Below are 19,411 nucleotides of genomic sequence, written 5' to 3' on the forward strand. Positions count from 1 at the left end.
CCCTAATTATCTATAAGACAATCCCCAATCAATGTTAAAATAACTATAATATCATGAGATATCCCTAAAATCAAATAGAGCGACATTGTAAAATATCCCAACTATGACAGTAAATTCACCCGTAGACTTTCAAGAAGAATTTGAGATCATCGTAGTCGGTGGCGGACACTCAGGCTGCGAAGCGGCTTTAGCCTCAGCGCGTTTGGGTTGTCGCACGTTGCTGCTGACCCTAAATTTAGATAAAATTGGCTGGCAACCCTGTAACCCGGCTGTGGGGGCTCCGGCGAAGTCTCAACTCACCCACGAAGTCGATGCACTGGGGGGAGAAATTGGCAAAATGGCCGATCGCACCTACCTGCAAAAACGGCTACTTAACAACTCTCGCGGACCGGCTGTTTGGGCGTTACGGGCGCAAACGGATAAGCGCGAATATGCAGCAGTAATGCGACAAATAGTCGAAAACCAAGAAAATCTATCTGTCCGGGAGGGAATGGTAACGGATTTAGTCTTAGGATTAAATGACGAAATCATAGGGGTAGAAACCTATTTCGGTGTAGCATTTGCCTGTAAAGCGGTCATCCTAACTACAGGGACTTTTTTAGGTGGAATTATTTGGGTGGGCAACAAATCCATGCCAGCGGGACGAGCCGGAGAATTCGCCGCCGTAGGACTTACAGACACGCTGAACCGCTTAGGGTTTGAAACAGGACGACTAAAAACCGGAACTCCCGCGCGAGTGGATAAGCGATCGGTTGATTATAGCAACTTGGAACCTCAGCCAGGAGATGAACGAGTGCGATGGTTCAGTTTTGACCCTGAAGTGTGGGTGGAAAGGGAACAAATGAACTGTTATTTAACCAGAACTACAGCGGAAACCCATCGATTAATTAGGGAAAATTTGCATTTATCCCCCGTTTATGGTGGTTGGGTGGATGCCAAAGGACCCCGTTATTGTCCGAGTATTGAAGATAAAATTGTGCGGTTTGCTGACAAGGAAAGTCACCAGATTTTTATTGAACCAGAAGGCCGTCATATTCCGGAACTTTATATTCAGGGATTTTCTACGGGTTTACCGGAAAAATTACAGTTGGAAATGTTACGGAGTCTTCCGGGTTTGGAAAACTGCGTGATGCTGCGACCTGCTTATGCGGTGGAGTATGACTATTTACCCGCGACTCAGTGTTATCCTACGTTGATGACTAAGAAAATTGAGGGATTATTTTGTGCGGGTCAAATTAATGGTACAACTGGATATGAAGAAGCAGCCGCGCAGGGAATTGTAGCGGGAATTAATGCGGTTAAATTGGTGCGCGGTGAAGATATGATTGTGTTTCCTCGGGAACAAAGTTATATCGGTACTTTAATTGATGATTTGTGTACGAAGGATCTGCGAGAACCCTATCGAATGTTAACCAGTCGGTCGGAGTATCGGTTATTATTGCGATCGGATAATGCCGATCGCCGCCTAACTCCCTTGGGTCGGGAAATTGGTTTAATTGACGATCGCCGTTGGGAATTATTCCAACAAAAACAGGCTAATATTATCGCGGAAAAGCAGCGGCTAGACCAGACCAGAGTTAAGGAACGCGACGAAATTGGTATAGCGATCGCCTCTGATACTCAACAAAAAATTAAAGGGTCAATTAGTCTGGCGGAATTGTTGCGTCGTCCCGGTTTCCACTATGGGAATTTAGAACATTATAACCTAGGTAATTCTCAGTTATCCTTAGAGGAAAAAGAAGGCGCAGAAATTGAGATTAAATATTCCGGCTATATGGAACGCCAGCAAAACCAAATTGATCAGATCAGCCGTCATGCTAACCGCCAACTCCCTCAAGACTTAGACTATCTTACCATTGAAACCCTATCTATGGAGTCACGGGAAAAATTAAACCGGATCAAACCTTTAACTATTGGTCAGGCTTCCCGTATTGGTGGGGTCAACCCCGCAGATATTAACGCCTTGTTAATTTATCTGGAAGTGCGCCACCGTCAACCGGCGATCGCTATTAAATAACGGTTGATGATTAACTATCTATTCGCCGGGTTTCTATTTATTCAGAAATCCGGTTTTGATTTTAAATATAACCACATTGCCATCTACTAATCATAAAATTTTGCTTAAATTTGTACAATTTTATACAATTCTGATTATACTATCCTCATACAATTATCACCAGATTGATAACAATGGCAACTCTAACAGTTTGGAAATACAATAGCGCTGATGGTGCTAAAAAGGCTCTGGGTAAACTGGCTGAACTCCAGAAACAACGTTTAATTCAAATCGAAGATGCGGCTATAGTATTCTGGCCACAAGGTCGCAAGAAACCCAAAACCACCCAAGCCGTTGACCTAGTAGGTTCTGGTGCATTTGGCGGCGCTTTTTGGGGTCTATTATTCGGCTTAATTTTCTTTGTTCCCGTATTAGGAATGGCCGTCGGTGCTTTAGCCGGAGCATTGTCAGGATATTTCACTGACTACGGGATCGATGATGAATTTATCAAAGATGTGCGAAATCAAGTAACCGAAGGGACTTCCGCACTGTTTTTACTAACCAGTAGTGTGACTTTAGATAAAGTAGAGGAAGCCTTCAAAGATGAAGAAAAAGGTGAGTTAATTAAATCCAACTTGACCAATGAACAGGAAGCTAAGTTACGGGAAGACTTCGGCGCAGACGAGTAATTTTTCACTAATTTAGCTTGGTAAAATGTGGGGGATAAGCTGGAATTATCCCCCACAAAAATATCCCACCCCAAATAAGGCAATTAAATGATGTGGATTAAAGTTACAGATAAAGCTACCTACTTAATGAATTCAGATATACATATTGAGAAAGTAAGCGGCAATGTTAAAATCGAAAGAGATGGTAAAAAGATTACTATTCAAGGTATGCCTCGTCAATGGTTCATTTCCCAATCTCTCAATGTTGTAGTTGATTTAGATGCGCCAGAAGCCGATGTGCCTGAAATGGAGCCTATGTAAAAAATGATCACTATCTGGGTTGGTTTCACGCTGGGATTAATAGCTTTTGGTTTGGCAATTCCGATCATGGTTCTGTTCGTTGAATGTTTGGCAGCCGGGTTTAATTACCCAGGTTTTCAATCAAATGACGACCTACCAGAACCGACAATTTCGGTATTAATTCCGGCTCATAATGAAGGGTTAGTTATTGGTCAAACTTTGGCTAATATTTTACCTCAACTGAAACCGGAAGATGAAATAATTGTAATTGCGGATAACTGCACAGATGAAACTGTAGCGATCGCCACTGAAAACGGAGTGCAAGTTCTGGAAAGGCAAGATCCAGACAACCGAGGAAAAGGATATGCTCTCGATTATGGATTACGCCACCTAGCGCCCAACCCGCCAGAGGTGATAGTTATGATTGATGCTGATTGTTTAGTGCAACCAGGAGCGATCGCCACTATTGCTCAACAAGCATTAATCACAGCCAAGCCAGTGCAAGCATTATATTTAATGGAAACACCCCCCAATCCATCTGTCAAGAACTCCATTTCTGCGTTGGCATTCTTAGTCAAAAATTGGGTGCGTCCCCAAGGATTAGCGAAACTAGGGGGACCTTGTTTATTAACAGGAACTGGGATGGCTTTTCCCTGGTCAATTATTCAAAGCATATCCTTAGCGAGTAGTAATATAGTCGAAGATATGCAGCTAGGCGTCGATTTAGCGATCGCTGGTTATTCCCCCCAATTTACAGCCAAAGCCAAAGTAATTGGATACCTTCCCCAAGACGAAACCGCCAGCACCAGTCAACGCACCCGTTGGGAACACGGTCATTTACAAACCCTGAAAACTCAAGTGCCGCGCCTGCTAAAAGCCTCCCTAAGCCAAAGACGTTTTGAACTGTTACAAATGGCATTAGATCTATGTGTTCCCCCCCTCTCCCTTCTGGTAATTTTGTGGGTCGGTGCAGCCGCCATATCCTTAATCGCCAGTAGCCTAGGAGTCTCTGCTATTCCCACCATCATCATAGCCCTAGAGGGACTGCTGCTAATTACCGCCATTGGTATGGCTTGGGCAAATTTTGGGCGATCGCTTATCCCCCTCAAAACCCTCTTAGGTATACCTCTGTATATACTGTGGAAAATTCCCCTATATTTAACCTATTTCATTAAACCCCAAAAAGAATGGGTAAGGACTCAAAGAGAACCCCTGGATAAATCCTCCCCAAATTCCGATAAAATATAGATCCACTTTCTCAAATTGTGATATGATAAAAGTGTTCAAATACCTGCAAGGTTAGTCATGTTAGCCACTTCCCCAACTTACACTATCACTTGGGAAAAGTTGCCAGATGATTTTGTGTTACCCGATGACCCCGTGGATAATATATATCAACCAGCTCTAGCAGCAGCCCTTACCGAAAGTTTAAGGTTAGCCGGAAAACTGCCAGAAACATCGCTCACTCCGACCAACTACGGCATTTGTGCCACCATAAACGGTAAAATAAGCATAAAAGCGCCAGATTGGGCGTATATTCCGCAAATTACCGTCAATCGGGAAGAGGTAGTTCGTAGTTATACCCCCCGACTACAAGGGGATATTCCCGCACTGGTACTAGAATTTTTATCAGATCCAGGTGGGAGTGAATATTCAATAAAAGAAACCTATCCCCCTGGAAAGTTCTTTTTCTATGAACAGATTCTACAAGTACCTAATTATGGCATTTTTGATCCAGACACAGGCACATTAGAACTCTACCGTTTAGACGAGAACCAACGATATCACCTAGAGTCACCTAATGAAGAAGGCAGATTTTGGATACCAGAAATGCAGCTTTTCTTAGGTGCAGAGCAAGGAACCCGCGAAAATCTCACGGGCTACTGGCTACGTTGGTGGGATCAACAGGGAAACCTACTCCTATGGGCGACTGAACTATTAGACCAGGAACGTCAACTATTAGACCAGGAACGTCAACGAGCTGAAAAATTAATCGCCCAATTGCGGGCGGCGGGTATTGAACCTGACGCATAACCTATAAACCCTATTCTACCGTTATTCAGACATTACTCAAAACCACAATAGAGTAACAAGTGAGTAAAAAATGAGTAACGCCGCTAACACCCCTACCGTAGGAGGAAAGGGTAATTATGACGAGAGTTACGATAGATTTCTGAAAGCCTACCAAGACTTTAAGGGGGAATGTCCCAAGGGAGTGACTCTCAAGCTACAGAAGTCCGGGACCAGGTACAATCTGCTATTGCAGTTTAAGCAACCACCTACCGGGAAACGGCTACCCAAGACAGCCAATCTTGAGTGTACACCCCAAGGGGTGATAGACGGGGTTAAGAAAGCCAAGTTAGTGGCAGAAGCCCTGGGAACTATCAGTAGCGCTAGTGAATTTTGGAACTGGTATGATGCAACTATCCTAGGAAAGAATCAGATTGAAGATAACCTGATAACCTACCGGGAGATATTCCAACAACTAGAAGATGAGTATTTCGCTGGATACAACCGCAACACGGGAAGGAAGCGCTCTCGTGATATCGTCAGTGACTTAACATCATACCATCAAACTAAATGGGTGTTTTTTAGCCAGTTTCCTAATTGGGATGATTACCCTAACTGGGAGAGTTTTAAAGCTATGCTGTACACTCCCTTACAGAATGGAGAGGAATTGATGGGGTCCAAAACATTCAAAGAACGTTACTACATCCTGAAAGCCATCGCCAAAAAATCCCCCAACAAGGACCATTTACTGAAACAATTAGAATCTATTAACCCGAAACAAACACGATTTACGGTTAAACAGCGGATAGGTATTGATACATTTAAAGATTGGTGGCACAATGCCAAACAAGAAACCTACACCATTAAAAACCATACGGTAAGCAAAGCACGTCATGCTTGGTTGTGGGTTACTGGTATGGCAGTAATGTACGGATTAAGACCTACCGAGATAGCTGCTGCTGTTAACTTAACCAAACCCTACACAACAGAAGATGGTGTAGTTATCAAAGCATTATCAGACCCCGATAATCAGGACAATTACTTAGTGTTAGGTGACTATGCCTACTTTACCGATGGAGAAGGTCGGAAAGTAAGTATTAAGACTGTGGGACGGGTTATAGCACCAATTCCTAGCCCCGAGATGTTTAATTTTCTGGAATTAAAACAACCAATACTGCCAGAATATACCCCCAGAGAGGGAAGCCAGCCTAGGACCGTCACTGCGGGTTTTGGTGAAGCATTCAGTAAACGAATTGGTGCTATGGCTTGTCCGGTAACTCAAAAATATGCTTTCCGTAGGCTGTACAATCTGTTGGGCGAAAAATATGGGGTACCCATAGAGTTACGCGCTAGGATGATGGGTCATAGTACAATCGTCAACGAGAGTAAATACAAAACGGAAGGAATTGACGCCACACTAGAAGTCTTAAAAGGAACATCCAAGTTACCCGTACCGTTAGACGTGGCTGTAGAAAGGTTGACCACATTGGGGGTTGATATTGATAGCCCCGAGGCTAAATTATTTCTTGGGGTAATTTATCAGATAGATTAATTTACCCACTATAATTCCATAAGTCAATACCCCTAGATTAAACTCCTAGGGGTTATTTTATGGCTACAAATTGATAGATCCTATTGTGGTTTTGAGTAATGTCTGAATAACGGTAGAATAGGGTTTATAGGTTATGCGTCAGGTTCAATACCGTCATCCCGATTTTACCTAAACCCCTATCCTAACTGCGGTTACCGGGATTTACTCAACCCGATAACTACACCCAATTACTCAAATATTACTCACAATCCATTCCTAGCACAGGATAATAATTATGTCAACAGGATGATTACTCAATCAACAAGCACAACTTAATTAATCTGTCAAATAGCCACATCACTCCCCCCAACCAAACAAGCGATAGGGTAGCTCCCTTGCGATACCCGTCAAGGGCAAGCCTATCGGTTCGTGCCTCACCCTTGACTGCTATCGCGTCGGTCACGTCCCTAAGAATGTTTGTTCCGGTTCGGGGGAGGATTGTTTCTCAAAATCAACACGGTAGCCGTAGTAGATAATCCCTCAATCTATCTTTGTACATTGATAGTTAGGTTATTTTTCGTGGACTAGACCTATAGATAAACCTATGAGCGATCGCCGTAGTGATTGTCTATGGGGTCAAAACATGATTATTACTGGGGGGATTCTTGGGAGTGCGATCGCAAAATCAGAATCATCTCCTACCGGAACTAACCCGATACCCCTAAACAAATTTACTACTGGCGGAGACTATCGAGATGTGAACCGATACCAACATAATCACCTTACCCAAAAATCTTAGCCGTAGTGGACCGTTTCGGCTAATTTGCTGCTTTAGTATGCTCCACAAACAGTGACGCTCAAAAACTATCAGGCGATCGCCGAAAACGGACAGCAAGAAACAGGCGATCGCGTCAAAAGGACGACACCAAACGGGCGATCGCCGAAAACGGACAGCACAAAACAGGCGATCGCGTCAAAAGGACGACACCAAACGGGCGATCGCTCCCAACTAACTCTCAGAAAGTGTGGGGGAATTCTGGAGGTCAAGCCATTTCAAAAACCGGATAAAGATGTTTTAATTTGAGGCGGGCATCGCCGGTGGCAAATTTCCAGATTACCCGAGATGCGGTCTGATTTCGCTCTTTTTGCCAGGCTTCTATCTCCCGGTGCAGCGCTTCTTTGGTGGCGATCCTTCGGGCCAAACATTGCTTGGATCAAATACTCAGTTCAATTTCGGCGACATTTAACCAACTGCCATTCCGGGGTGTATGATAAATTTCCAGCCGCCGGGCCAAACGATGGGCTTCGGGAGCCGGAAAAGCCTCATAAAGTGAGGCGATGTTATGGGTATTCAGATTGTCACACACCAGCTTGACTTTTCGAGCATGAGGATAGTCTTCATCTAAAAGTTGACGCACTTCCTCAGCCCAATCTACCCTCGTCCGAGAGTCTCGGTTGCTGACCCGTCGCCAGCCCCGATTGGGATCGAAAAACATGAACAAAGCTTGCACCCCTTCACGGGTATAGTGATAGTCCTCTTTTTTGTCATGTCCGGGTTTCATGGCGACCGCCTCATAGAGATGTCCTCGGAGTTGGATTGAGGCTTCATCCATATTGATTAAAGGCTCCTCTTCACTGTGGACGCTACTGTAGAGGTCGAGAACGACTTCCATTTGAGCCACAAATCTGGCTAAATCTCGTTCGGGAATACAGAATCGTTGGGTTTTCCAAGGTCGCAATTGGTTTTTTTAGAGTCCGCCACACGGTCGTACAGGAAATTTCGGTGACAATTTGCCGTTTTTTGAGTTCGGATGTTAACAGTCTGAGCGTCCACCGAGCTCTCCCAGATGGGGGGTCCGAACAACACAGGGCAATAATTTGAGCCTCGGTGGCTCCATCCACTTTGGGTGGAGTCGGTGGAGTTTTTCTCGGTTGCCGATTGAGATCCACTTGTTCCCCTTTTTGAAGGAATCTTTGGCGAATGCGCCCCACTGTATTCTGATGGACTTGTAAAGCTTCTGCTATTTGTTGGTCTGTCCATTTTCTCGGAGCCATTTCTCCTTCATCAGACATCAGCAAAATACGAGCGTGTAGGATTTTTTTGGCGGGTGCATGACCATTTCGACTGATTTGTTCCAGATTTTCTCTCTGTTCGACCGTTAGATAGACTTGATCTCGCCGACCTCTTCCCATAATTGCAGTCCTCCGTCCTCGGTATCTATTACCCTATTTTAGCCGAAACAGTCCAGTAGGTTGTAGATAAAACCACCTGCTAGGGGTAGCTTAGTTATGGGTATTATGTGGACATGATAGGGTGAGCATCCATGTAAACTCTCAACACTACTGTTGCAACACTACTGTTGAGGGAAAATATGCAGACACCCCTACAGTCAGAAACCATAGGGGGCTATTTTAGGATATTGGGTTAGGTACTAGGTGGGCTACTAGAGCTTAGGGCTTGCCTTGCTATCGGGGTTACACCGATAAAACATAGCCATAGCGGCTTGTTGGATTTTTTCGGTTGTCACTTGGTCAGATTTTCCGATATAGATGTGATGGTTAACCGTACCGTCCCAACCTTTCAGGTTCCAGTATGCAAAACCATTGATTGATATTTTTTTGCAGGCTGTAAATCGTTTGCCATTCAAATCAACCGAAAATGATTTGTTTTTTCTCAGATAATCAAACCACTCCGGAGATTCTAGCTCAATGCAGATTCCATTAGGACCCTGTAGATAGTTACTGAAATTTCCAGTATGTAGGGTAATTACGGGGAGTAGCTTAGGCATTAAATTCACCTCCCATAAAAATGTCGCTACTGTATCCATTGCCAGTGAAATCGGGCATAAATGGCACCGGTTGAATGATTGCTTCGTGAGATGATATCCATTGTTGATGTACCGTCATAAAGTCAATAGCGGCATTGTGTGCAACTTCAGCTAACTTGATTCTGGTATCTTGGTTGCTGTAGGGAATATCTCGCGACATTAACTGGATATAAATATCGCGCGCCAATTCCGCAATAACCATCATTTTTGCATGCTCTTCATTCATGATTAAAACTCCTGTTAATCGTTGATACGTTCGTTTGGATTGTTTAAGGTTTTAACATCAATACAGTGATTCTGCAGTACGCTACAAAATGCTTTGGATTGAGTTAATGTGGCTTTGTTGATTTCTTTTAATGAACTGTTTAGCTTGTCTTCAGAAATTAGACCAGCATCAAACGCTACCATCAACCCGTTAATATAGTTAAGAGTTAACTCCAATTGTGATTTATGATTAGCAATCAGTGTGGTCAAAAATCGTAGTAACCTTGAATCTGTCATCCTTGGCTCAATATTCATTGATTGTACTTCTAAAGTTGGTTGCTGTTTTATGTCGTAGTTTAGCGTCATTGCGGACGGGTATTTACTGGACTTTATCTATTAGATGTTGTGTGTAATTTAGCTGTTTAATCAGTAATTGCCTTTTGAGTTCTGTAACAGCTAATTCTGTTTCACAATCATCTAAAATTGATTTTAACGTTGCCAAGCCTTCCTCCTTGTTGCTGTTGTAAACTAAACTATCTACCATAGTTTTAAACTTTACAAACATCTGATTTGTGATATCTTTCATCATTTTTGTTCTCCTAAATTAATAAACTAACTGGAAATCAAGTGATTTGTTTCCATACATTTTTCTCGTTAACATTAATCATGCTATACCCCCTATTTTTCATTAGATTTGTTAATTCATTTACGGTAACCCGTGAGTCTAAGTAACCATCATTTTTAGCGGTTTCTATGGCTATTTTTAGTGTCTTGGGGTCAATATCTGTTACCGGTTCGATTAATTCGGGACAGCCTGCTTTTATCGCTTGCTCATTTTGTTTAGTTTTACTCTCAATACAACAAACGGACGCAATGTATTTATCAAAAATCGGTCTACTGTACCCGTTCACCTAATTTTAGACCCAACGGGGACTACTATCGCTGACGCGGCATTTTCCGTTAAACCGGGTGATACTGTTATGCTCACTATTGGCGCTAGTGAACTACAGGCAATCAGTGAATCTGTCGCAGATATTTCGGTAACTGTAGTTGAGTTTATAACTGTTGATTAAATGATATGGGGGGATTTCCCCCTATTAAATAGGACTTAATTTATGACTAACTTTAATATTTATTCCAGTAGATTTGGGCAATCAACTGATAACTTACCAGAGGGTGAAGTTAACCTTTATTTAACTAATGAAAGGATACAAGCCGTTATTGACTCAAACACTGATTTAATTAAATTAACTGATTTATCATGGGATAATATTACAGACAAACCCACTACCTTACCGGGAACAGTTAATTTGACCGGAGACCAAACAATACAAGACAATAAAGTATTTTTAGGTACTATTAGGTTTAGTAGTACCACGAGGCAAATGATAACCCTATCGGGGAACCATTCCCTGTACGGGATAGGTATACAAAATAGTACATATTATTGTAGGACGGGGCAGCATTTTGCTTGGTTTAAGCGTGGAATTCATCAAAACCAGATGTTCAATCCGGGACCTGGCGGAACAACGATGATGGTATTAACTGAGGATTCCCGCCTAGGAATTGCAAACACAACACCACAAACAGAGTTAGACGTTAACGGAGATATCACCACAAGAAATATTATTTTTAATGACAGAAGCAGTAGTCCGGTTGGCAATTTTAAAATCAAGAAATATGTTGGCGGTTTTTTTGACGATTCTGCGACTATATCAGGTTGGAACCAAGTCTGCAAAATAACGGTTAATTCTAGCGACACCTATGGTTGGATAAAAGGCGATATAGTTGTTGCGTCTCATAGCGAGTTAGGTGTTATTCCAGTTTTATTGTTTTATAGAGTATTAGCCACTGGTGCCATATCGATTCAGTTTTCTACACATCATCAAGCCCACACATTTAGCCCGTCTGTAGCAGGATTAAGATGTTATGTGTCCCAACCTAATAACGAAATATATCTAGTAACTCACTTTACAGATAGTGGTTATAACGGTGTAAGTTGGGATTTATTATCGTGTGAAGATGATATCAATATTTATTTTCCCTGGAGTCCGTTATCAATAGACGTTAGTGGATTAACCCATATAACAGAATCTAATCTTCAAGCTATTAAACCTACTCACTGGATAACTTAATAATATGCCTAACAATTACGATATATCAGAGAATAAATGGTTTTTGACTTACAACCAATATTTTATAAAAGAAGATAATACTCCACACGGGAGTAAACGATTACCAGATATATCGGGTAGCAAATTTGTTAGAATATTATTTGATGCAGACCAGGTTTCCACTTATTGGAAGATGGCGGGTTGGTTAAAATTTTACGCATATAATGACGTTAAACAGAATATGATGGTTAAGCGTGAGATTATCTGGCTTAATGAATATCAAATAATCGAATCACCCCCATATAGCAACTTTTATGCGGTATTTGACCCGTTAGAACGAATAAAATGGTTCACTCTTTATTTTTGGAGATTAACACAATGAATATAGTAATCGCTGAATTAGCTTTATTGATAACTTTAATTATACTTTCGACTTATGTAATAATTAGGGAAGATAAAATTATTGAGTCAAAACTTGACTATAACAGCGAAGTGTTACGAATTTTACTTGATTTTATTAGAGGTTCTTTTGATAAAATCATCTGTAAATCAAATAACAATCACCCAAACCCTAACCGTAAAGATACCCCGAATGCTGATGATTGGCGCAAACCCTAAGCTCTAGTAGCCCACCTAGTACCTAACCCAATATCCTAAAATAGCCCCCTATGGTTTCTGACTGTAGGGGTGTCTGCATATTTTCCCTCAACAGTAGTGTTGCAACAGTAGTGTTGAGAGTTTACATGGATGCTCACCCTATCATGTCCACATAATACCCATAACTAAGCTACCCCTAGCAGGTGGTTTTATCTACAACCTACGGCTAAGATTTTTGGGTAAGGTGATTATGTTGGTATCGGTTCACATCTCGATAGTCTCCGCCAGTAGTAAATTTGTTTAGGGGTATCGGGTTAGTTCCGGTAGGAGATGATTCTGATTTTGCGATCGCATTCCCAAGAATCTCCCCAGTAGTAATCATGGTTTGACCCCATAGACAATCACTACGGCGATCGCACATAGGTTTACCTATTGTAATGAATGGACTTAGCCAGATCGAATCAATTCGGAGACCTGGAGGAAATTTTGACACGGCTATCGTCTTGATTTTGAGAAACATACCCTCCCCCCTAACCGGAACAAACATTCTTAGGGACGTGACCGACGCGATAGCAGTCAAGGGTGAGGCACGAACCGATAGGCTTGCCCTTGACGGGTATCGCAAGGGAGCTACCCTATCGCTTGTTTGGTTGGGGGGAGTGATGTGGCTATTTGACAGATTAATTAAGTTGTGCTTGTTGATTGAGTAATCATCCTGTTGACATAATTATTATCCTGTGCTAGGAATGGATTGTGAGTAATATTTGAGTAATTGGGTGTAGTTATCGGGTTGAGTAAATCCCGGTAACCGCAGTTAGGATAGGGGTTTAGGTAAAATCGGGATGACGGTATTGAACCTGCACCATAGTCAATCAGGACACCAACCCGGTTGTGGTTGGTGTCAATAATTAAACTAATCCCAGATGCTATTAGCAACATACAATGGTTGAAGTGTGAACGTTGATCACTTCTTGCTCTAGGCTGACCGGTGGGATCATTCTAGGTACTTTCGGAAAAATGTAAAAATATTGCAACGGCCTCCGGTATGATCACGTTACGCATCTCGATCTAAGGGAACGCAAAATACAATTATGCGAATTTTATTTGTAGCGGCGGAAGCGGCACCCCTGGCCAAAGTCGGGGGTATGGGGGATGTCGTGGGTGCTTTGCCCCAGGTCTTGCGGGCAATGGGCCATGATGTCCGGGTATTTATGCCCTACTATGGCTTTTTACCAGACAAAATCAAAATACCCAAGGAACCTATATGGTGGGGAACCGCCATGTATCAAAAATTTGCGGTTTTTGAGACGACATTTCCCAAAACTGATGTTCCATTATATTTATTTGGACATCCTTCGTTTATGCCTCGTCGGATTTACTATGGAGAAGATGAGGATTGGCGGTTCACCCTATTTGCGAATGGGGCTGCCGAATTTTGTTGGAATTACTGGAAACCCCAAATTGTTCACTGTCATGATTGGCATACCGGGATGATTCCCGTATGGATGAAAGAAACCCCTGATATAGGTACTATCTTTACCATTCATAATTTAGCTTATCAAGGACCTTGGCGCTGGTTTTTGGAACGGATTACCTGGTGTCCTTGGTTTATGGAAGGTCATAATGTCATGGCGGCAGCGGTTCAATTTTCTGACCGGGTAACTACAGTATCTCCCACTTATGCTAGTCAGATTCAAACGGCTGGCTATGGGGAAAACATGGAAGGTTTGCTCTCCTATATAAGTGGCAAAATGTCGGGGATTCTTAATGGGATTGATACGTCGTCTTATAACCCGGAAACCGATCGCTATATCGTGGAAAACTTTAATGCTGATACCGTGGAAAAACGGAAAACCAATAAAGTTGCCCTTCAGGAAGAGTTAGGACTAGAAGTTAACTCCGGTGCCTTCCTGATTGGTATGGTAACACGACTGGTGGAACAAAAAGGACTCGATCTAGTAATTCAAATTATGGATCAGTTTATGTCCTTTACTGATTCCCAATTTATTTTACTGGGAACAGGCGATCGCTATTACGAAACCCAAATGTGGCAAATGGCATCCCGCTATCCGGGGAGAATGACGACCCAAATTCTGTTTAATGATGCCCTATCACGGCGGATTTATTCTGGTGCGGATGCCTTAATTATGCCCAGTCGTTTTGAGCCTTGCGGAATTAGCCAAATGTTAGCAATGCGTTATGGCTGTATTCCCATTGTGCGGCGTACAGGAGGCTTAGTCGATACGGTATCCCATAACGACCCAGTAGGGGAAGGCGGCACAGGTTACTGTTTTGACCGCTACGAACCTCTGGACTTCTTTACGTCTATGGTTCGCGCTTCGGAGGCTTTCCGCTATAAAGACCATTGGCGGCGACTCCAACAGCGAGCCATGCACCAAAACTTTAGCTGGGAAAACTCAGCCCGGGAATACATCAAGGTTTATGAGGAAGTAGCGGGATACTATTCCTACCAACCCCCAACCCCTGAAGCAGAACCGGAAACTGGTGTCACTACTTAGGGCAACACTCCATTATTAGCTAAAAGACCCGGTTTCTCTAGTTCCCACTGGACACAGAAACCGGGTTTTTCTGGGATAGAATCAATTACAAAGCGATCGCCGTTTTTTGATGAACCCTGGAACTAGCCTCTATAACTGCTTGACGCGCCCATAGGTCGGCGGCTAAGATATCATCCAAACTCGGATTTTGACAGTTATCTTGTTCATGGCGCGCGCAGACCATTTCAATGACCTTGGGAATATCCAAAAAGCTAATCTTTTCATCTAAAAACAAAGCCACCGCCTGTTCATTAGCAGCATTTAACACGGCTGGCATAGACCCCCCAGACCGTCCGGCCGCGTATGCTAACTGCATACAAGGATATTTTTGATTATCTGGTGCTTTAAAAGTCAAATTACCAGCTTTGACCAAATCCAACTGTTCCCAATCTGTATAAATTCTTTCAGGCCAAGATAGAGCATATAATAGGGGTAAACGCATATCCGGCCAACCCAACTGCGCCAACACAGAAGTATCCTGCAACTCAATCAAAGAGTGAATAATACTCTGGGGATGAATGACAATATCAATTTGATCATAATCCAAACCAAAGAGAAAATGAGCCTCAATCACCTCGAGACCCTTATTCATCATGGTAGCAGAATCAACGGTAATTTTACGCCCCATGGACCAATTAGGATGTGTAGTTGCATCAGCCACTGTCACCTCGGTTAGCCTTTCCACAGGCCAATCACGAAAAGCGCCCCCAGAAGCGGTGAGAATAATCCGTCGTAAACCCCCAGCCAGAACCCCTTGCAGACACTGAAAAATAGCGGAATGTTCGGAGTCAGCGGGTAACAATTTAACGCCATATTTCTCAATCATAGGATTGACGACAGGTCCCCCGGCGATGAGAGTTTCCTTATTAGCCAGGGCGATATCCTTACCTGCTTGAATGGCTGCAATGGTTGGCAATAATCCCGCACAGCCAACAATACCAGTCACGACAGCTTCGGAGTCTCCATAGCGGGCAACCTCGACTATACCAGACTCTCCTGCTTCTATAATAGGTTGGGGGTCAAGATCGGCGATCGCCTCCCGCAATTCCCACAACTTATTCTGGTCACAAATAGCGACAATTTCCGGCCGAAACTGTCGCACCTGTTGCGCCAGGAGAGTCACATTACTACCTGTGGCTAATCCCACAATTTTAAACTTATCGGGGTGATGAGCAACAATATCCAGAGTTTGAGTACCGATAGAACCCGTAGAACCGAGAAGAGTAATTGCTTTCATGTCTTTGTAACTTATGTTATTAAATAACCATAGTATCTGTAATTGTCACCCCGATGCAAACCCGATAGGGAAATTAAAGCACAATTGCCAATTCACAATTACCCGATTTAGGAAGATTATTGAGCATAGCCACAAAAGCGTAACCTAATCAGTATATATACGGTGGCAATTTGCGCTCATAAACTCTCATTATACCCACAGCGATACATCCGCAAGAAATAACCAGGAACCCGAGATTTTATCCCCAATTCTCGCTCACAATTAGACCCGGAATGGTCAAATTCAGCGGCAAAATTAATCAGCCATAAATTCATGGGTTGCGGCCATTGATTAAGGGTGGTCACTAAAGTATTAGTAGCGGTGGAAGAATCACGATTATGGCGATGCGCCAGCAGAAAGAAAGGCGATTTTTCCCGGACTCCTAAATTTTTGAGTTCCCAAGCAATGCTCATCATTTCCCCGGTTTGTTCATGGCTTTTATGAACGGTGGCAATTAAGGTGGGAATATCTGACCTTAAATAAGCGGATATTTCCTCAGCCACAAGTTCGGGGCGATCGGGTTTTTGGTAAGCTAAGTTATACACGACCATCAACCCACCCAATAAAGACATGAAACCGATAAAAGCGATCGCATATCGTCGCCATTGAGATTTTCCGGGCAACTCCCAACTTTTAGCTAACCCGGCGGCTATGATGAGTAAAACCACGGGAAAATAGATAAACTGATATCGCGCTGCTAGGGTTAAATCCAAACCAATCGCCCAAGCGATCGCGATAAATATCGCCATAATCACCAAAGTAAAGCCTAGCCAAAATTTGATTAGTTTTCTTTCCCTATTACTGGCAAAGTGCCAACCATCAATTAAGACTTTTCCTAACAGGCATAAAACTAGCAAAGCGACGGCACTAGAAACTATAATAATCGGCAAAGGTTGCTTTTCGACGGGTAACATAATCACCATAGTAATCACCCAAGCCACCAGCCGAAAAATCGGATCAATAAAATGATTCCGACTCGGTGAAGTCCAAGCAATTAACTGGCTATCTCCGGTGGAAATTTTCAGAAAAATCGGCAACCATACCAAGACACCTATAGCTGTACCTAATGCGATCGCATAAAACCCTTTCCAGAGTTTCAGCTTGGGAAACCGTAGAGGATCGTAGCGGATATCCTGAATCCAAAATGCGAAAACGATTAACCCTTGCGCTATCAGGAGGAAGATAAAAAAGAAATGGACGGCCATTCCTAGGCTATTAACTATGACAGTCGCCAAAATTAGCCAGACCGGGAGGGAGATTTGTGCTTTGAGACGTTCAACAGCAACGGTGAGACAGGCGAAAGAGGCGATCGCCAAAAACATTGCCAAAGTGTAGTGTCGTGCTTCTTGGGCTAAATATACCCCAAATGGTGAAACAGCCATCAACCCCGCCGCCAGATGTCCGACGAGTACAGATCTAAAACATAGCCACCCCAAGCCAAATATAGCGGGAACCGTAGCGACCCCAAACAGAACACTAAGGGATCTGGCTATATGAATGGAGACTAAATCCCCAGGAGTTCCCCACCAGTGAACCCAGAGATGGGTCAACATAAAGTAAATGGGGGGATGGTTACTTTCAATAAATAGCCTTTCGGGAACCGAAGCGATCGCCATATTATCCCCCACCTGTAGGGGAAACAGCAGTAATTCTGGAGCGATCGCTGTATCCAACGGGACTCTATGGAAACCATGACCCAGACCAAAGGCTAGAGTCGCGAATTCATCACTCCAGATTGGTTTAGCGTCTAAGTTGATCAGACGCAAAATTAAGGCGATCGCGCACCAGACCAGGAGTAACACCAAATTAATGCGATCGTGCTTAACCAAACTTTCCCAGAGATGAACCCGCTTTCCCATATTTACCGCCAGATTTGAGCCTACCAGACGAGTATTGTCTCACGGTCCAGGAAACGGGACAAAAAAAAAGAGAGAACTGCTTGAGCAACTCTCTCTACCATCAGGGTGCATCTACATAACACAATATAGCCTTTTTGCTGTGAGGGGTCAAGCCCCCTATTGTAAAGATTTTGTAAAGAAACCCCCAGCAACCCAAATCGACACAAAAAAACGCACCGGAAGCCAAAAGCATTCCGGTGAGAACATTGGGTCATCGAAACTAATCACCTCACAGCATGAGAGCAACCCTCTCTGAGTGAGGTAGAATGATGATAGATATTTTGAGTAAAGGAAATGCACCCTGATGAAAAAAACACCCTAATGATCGATGAACTTTCCGATAACTTTGGTAGATTTCCTATCCGTCCCAATCCCTGAACTAGGGGAATTAAGTCGGATCTGAGTGGACAACTCACGGACACTACGGACAAGCCCAATTCGTGTTACCGACCAATAAAGGTTTGCGAGTCTGTATTAATTATTACAGGTCGGTTTCGGAGATTTCAAGGGGTCTATTGCAATCACCCGCTTTTTCTGAAAGTGGGATAACTGTTTAATAGACCATTAACCGGAAAAATCCCCGCCACGCTTGGTTTTGTTCCTGTCCAACTCCCCCAAATCAAGATCCTATTTCTCTGTGGTAGCTAAGTGACTCGGGCTGAAAAATTAATCTCGTACCCCCGTACTGATACACTGTAAAAAGCTAGGAGCGATCGCCATCATGGGAAATATGGATTTCAACACACCAAAGTTAATCCGGTCTTACTGACAACTGAATAGTTTTACCCAGATTTTATTATCGTCAGCAGAGAACCAATTGAGATGGATACTAAAACAAGACGGCAACCGACCCATAATTTAGTGAGGCGACAAGCCACACCCAAAGAACGAGAGTTAATCCATCTGCTGGCTAACCTCGGATGTTCCCAAGCTAAATATGGTCTTAAACACGCCACCAGTAAAGGAGTTATTTCACCGGAAGAAAGACTACGTTTAGCAGAATGGCACTTTCTGAGACTCCAGCAAATACGACGGATAGAAAGAAGTTTAGCTCCCGTCGCTGCCCTTAAACGGGTTTATTTTAAAAGTAACCTGGGTCCGCGCGACCTCAAATCTTTAAAACTGGTTTGGGTCGAAGATGACAAAACAAGGGTTAAGCGAGTCCCCCCGGAGTTAGACGAAGTCCTGAGTGATGCCTTAGACAAGGGAGATACTCTCAAACAGATATTTTATATCGTGGAGACCAAAGCTCGGCTATTTGCTTCAACTCCTGATGGGGGTAAAATCCCTCTGTGGGTCAAAGAATGGGAAGATTCAGGCTATGAGGTCAATTTCTTTCCCCCGTCATTTGCTAAGTGGGCAAATATTGTCGATCTTTCTTAATCCGTGAAAACTTGGCTTAACATTCCTCACTATTGAGGAATGTGCCAC

Annotated in this window: 19 protein-coding genes and 4 pseudogenes; 14 read left to right on the forward strand and 9 right to left on the reverse strand. The window is 43.2% G+C overall.

Annotated features, from left to right (window positions below; translation table 11 throughout):
- Nucleotides 1-103: 103 nt before the first annotated feature.
- The 8 genes from mnmG to NLZ44_RS05095 all read left to right on the forward strand — a co-directional run bounded on the left by mnmG (nucleotide 104) and on the right by NLZ44_RS05095 (nucleotide 7,589).
- Nucleotides 104-2,017: a tRNA uridine-5-carboxymethylaminomethyl(34) synthesis enzyme MnmG gene (gene mnmG, locus NLZ44_RS05060; RefSeq protein ID WP_493752052.1), complete on the forward strand. Its 1,914-nt coding sequence runs from the start codon at nucleotides 104-106 to the stop codon at nucleotides 2,015-2,017.
- 173 nt (nucleotides 2,018-2,190) lie between these two features.
- Nucleotides 2,191-2,685, forward strand: a complete 495-nt coding sequence (locus NLZ44_RS05065) for a DUF1269 domain-containing protein (RefSeq protein ID WP_493752053.1) — start codon at nucleotides 2,191-2,193, stop codon at nucleotides 2,683-2,685.
- A gap of 87 nt (nucleotides 2,686-2,772) precedes the next feature.
- Entirely contained in the window at nucleotides 2,773-2,985 is a 213-nt protein-coding gene (locus NLZ44_RS05070) for a hypothetical protein (protein ID WP_035738179.1), read from the forward strand.
- A gap of 3 nt (nucleotides 2,986-2,988) precedes the next feature.
- A complete protein-coding gene (locus tag NLZ44_RS05075; protein WP_493752054.1) occupies nucleotides 2,989-4,212 on the forward strand; it encodes a glycosyltransferase family 2 protein in 1,224 nt (407 codons plus the stop codon).
- Between the two features lie 57 nt (nucleotides 4,213-4,269).
- On the forward strand, nucleotides 4,270-4,998 hold the full coding sequence (locus NLZ44_RS05080; protein ID WP_493752055.1) for a Uma2 family endonuclease: 729 nt from the start codon (nucleotides 4,270-4,272) through the stop codon (nucleotides 4,996-4,998).
- Nucleotides 4,999-5,068: 70 nt separating this feature from the next.
- Entirely contained in the window at nucleotides 5,069-6,526 is a 1,458-nt protein-coding gene (locus tag NLZ44_RS05085) for a recombinase (protein ID WP_493752056.1), read from the forward strand.
- A gap of 583 nt (nucleotides 6,527-7,109) precedes the next feature.
- Nucleotides 7,110-7,304, forward strand: coding sequence for a hypothetical protein (locus NLZ44_RS05090; protein WP_493752057.1), 195 nt, complete (start codon nucleotides 7,110-7,112; stop codon nucleotides 7,302-7,304).
- 51 nt (nucleotides 7,305-7,355) lie between these two features.
- Entirely contained in the window at nucleotides 7,356-7,589 is a 234-nt protein-coding gene (locus NLZ44_RS05095; protein ID WP_493752058.1) for a hypothetical protein, read from the forward strand.
- On the opposite strand, the pseudogene NLZ44_RS05100 reads toward NLZ44_RS05095, so the two are convergent.
- The 6 genes and pseudogenes from NLZ44_RS05100 to NLZ44_RS05125 all read right to left on the reverse strand — a co-directional run.
- Nucleotides 7,549-8,698 (reverse strand): annotated as a pseudogene (locus NLZ44_RS05100) (IS630 family transposase). The gene NLZ44_RS05095 and the pseudogene NLZ44_RS05100 overlap by 41 nt on opposite strands.
- Nucleotides 8,699-8,949: 251 nt before the next feature.
- The gene (locus tag NLZ44_RS05105) at nucleotides 8,950-9,294 is read right to left on the reverse strand and encodes a hypothetical protein (RefSeq protein ID WP_493752059.1); all 345 of its coding nucleotides are present in this window, start codon (nucleotides 9,292-9,294) and stop codon (nucleotides 8,950-8,952) included.
- Nucleotides 9,287-9,559: a hypothetical protein gene (locus NLZ44_RS05110; protein WP_493752060.1), complete on the reverse strand. Its 273-nt coding sequence runs from the start codon at nucleotides 9,557-9,559 to the stop codon at nucleotides 9,287-9,289. Before NLZ44_RS05110 ends, NLZ44_RS05105 begins: the two co-directional genes overlap by 8 nt.
- A gap of 14 nt (nucleotides 9,560-9,573) precedes the next feature.
- The gene (locus NLZ44_RS05115; RefSeq protein ID WP_493752061.1) at nucleotides 9,574-9,903 is read right to left on the reverse strand and encodes a hypothetical protein; all 330 of its coding nucleotides are present in this window, start codon (nucleotides 9,901-9,903) and stop codon (nucleotides 9,574-9,576) included.
- A gap of 13 nt (nucleotides 9,904-9,916) precedes the next feature.
- Nucleotides 9,917-10,126, reverse strand: a complete 210-nt coding sequence (locus tag NLZ44_RS05120; protein WP_493752062.1) for a hypothetical protein — start codon at nucleotides 10,124-10,126, stop codon at nucleotides 9,917-9,919.
- Nucleotides 10,127-10,160: 34 nt separating this feature from the next.
- Nucleotides 10,161-10,394 (reverse strand): annotated as a pseudogene (locus tag NLZ44_RS05125) (hypothetical protein); the annotation flags it as partial.
- A gap of 3 nt (nucleotides 10,395-10,397) precedes the next feature.
- Between NLZ44_RS05125 and NLZ44_RS05130 the strand changes: the two are divergent.
- The 4 genes and pseudogenes from NLZ44_RS05130 to NLZ44_RS05145 form a co-directional block, all read left to right on the forward strand.
- Nucleotides 10,398-10,610, forward strand: a pseudogene (locus NLZ44_RS05130) (hypothetical protein); the annotation flags it as partial.
- 42 nt (nucleotides 10,611-10,652) lie between these two features.
- Nucleotides 10,653-10,835, forward strand: a pseudogene (locus tag NLZ44_RS05135) (hypothetical protein); the annotation flags it as partial.
- An 841-nt stretch (nucleotides 10,836-11,676) separates the two neighbouring features.
- Nucleotides 11,677-12,033 (forward strand): hypothetical protein, encoded by a 357-nt coding sequence (locus tag NLZ44_RS05140; protein ID WP_493752063.1) that lies wholly within the window; start codon nucleotides 11,677-11,679, stop codon nucleotides 12,031-12,033.
- Nucleotides 12,030-12,269 (forward strand): hypothetical protein, encoded by a 240-nt coding sequence (locus tag NLZ44_RS05145; RefSeq protein ID WP_493752064.1) that lies wholly within the window; start codon nucleotides 12,030-12,032, stop codon nucleotides 12,267-12,269. Before NLZ44_RS05140 ends, NLZ44_RS05145 begins: the two co-directional genes overlap by 4 nt.
- A 205-nt stretch (nucleotides 12,270-12,474) precedes the next feature.
- Here NLZ44_RS05145 and NLZ44_RS05150 read toward each other — a convergent pair whose 3' ends face one another.
- Nucleotides 12,475-12,669: a hypothetical protein gene (locus NLZ44_RS05150; protein WP_493752065.1), complete on the reverse strand. Its 195-nt coding sequence runs from the start codon at nucleotides 12,667-12,669 to the stop codon at nucleotides 12,475-12,477.
- A 670-nt stretch (nucleotides 12,670-13,339) separates the two neighbouring features.
- Between NLZ44_RS05150 and glgA the strand changes: the two genes are divergently transcribed.
- Nucleotides 13,340-14,767 (forward strand): glycogen synthase GlgA, encoded by a 1,428-nt coding sequence (glgA, locus tag NLZ44_RS05155; RefSeq protein WP_493752066.1) that lies wholly within the window; start codon nucleotides 13,340-13,342, stop codon nucleotides 14,765-14,767.
- A gap of 85 nt (nucleotides 14,768-14,852) precedes the next feature.
- On the opposite strand, the gene dxr is transcribed toward glgA, so the two are convergent.
- Together dxr and NLZ44_RS05165 are read right to left on the reverse strand one after the other, a co-directional pair.
- Nucleotides 14,853-16,043: a 1-deoxy-D-xylulose-5-phosphate reductoisomerase gene (gene dxr, locus NLZ44_RS05160; RefSeq protein WP_493752067.1), complete on the reverse strand. Its 1,191-nt coding sequence runs from the start codon at nucleotides 16,041-16,043 to the stop codon at nucleotides 14,853-14,855.
- 176 nt (nucleotides 16,044-16,219) lie between these two features.
- Nucleotides 16,220-17,941 (reverse strand): glycosyltransferase family 39 protein, encoded by a 1,722-nt coding sequence (locus tag NLZ44_RS05165; protein WP_493752068.1) that lies wholly within the window; start codon nucleotides 17,939-17,941, stop codon nucleotides 16,220-16,222.
- A gap of 861 nt (nucleotides 17,942-18,802) precedes the next feature.
- On the opposite strand from NLZ44_RS05165, the gene NLZ44_RS05170 reads away from it, so the two are divergent.
- The gene (locus NLZ44_RS05170) at nucleotides 18,803-19,363 is read left to right on the forward strand and encodes a hypothetical protein (RefSeq protein WP_493752069.1); all 561 of its coding nucleotides are present in this window, start codon (nucleotides 18,803-18,805) and stop codon (nucleotides 19,361-19,363) included.
- The last annotated feature ends 48 nt before the right edge of the window (nucleotides 19,364-19,411 follow it).

This window comes from Arthrospira sp. PCC 9901, from assembly GCF_059013425.1.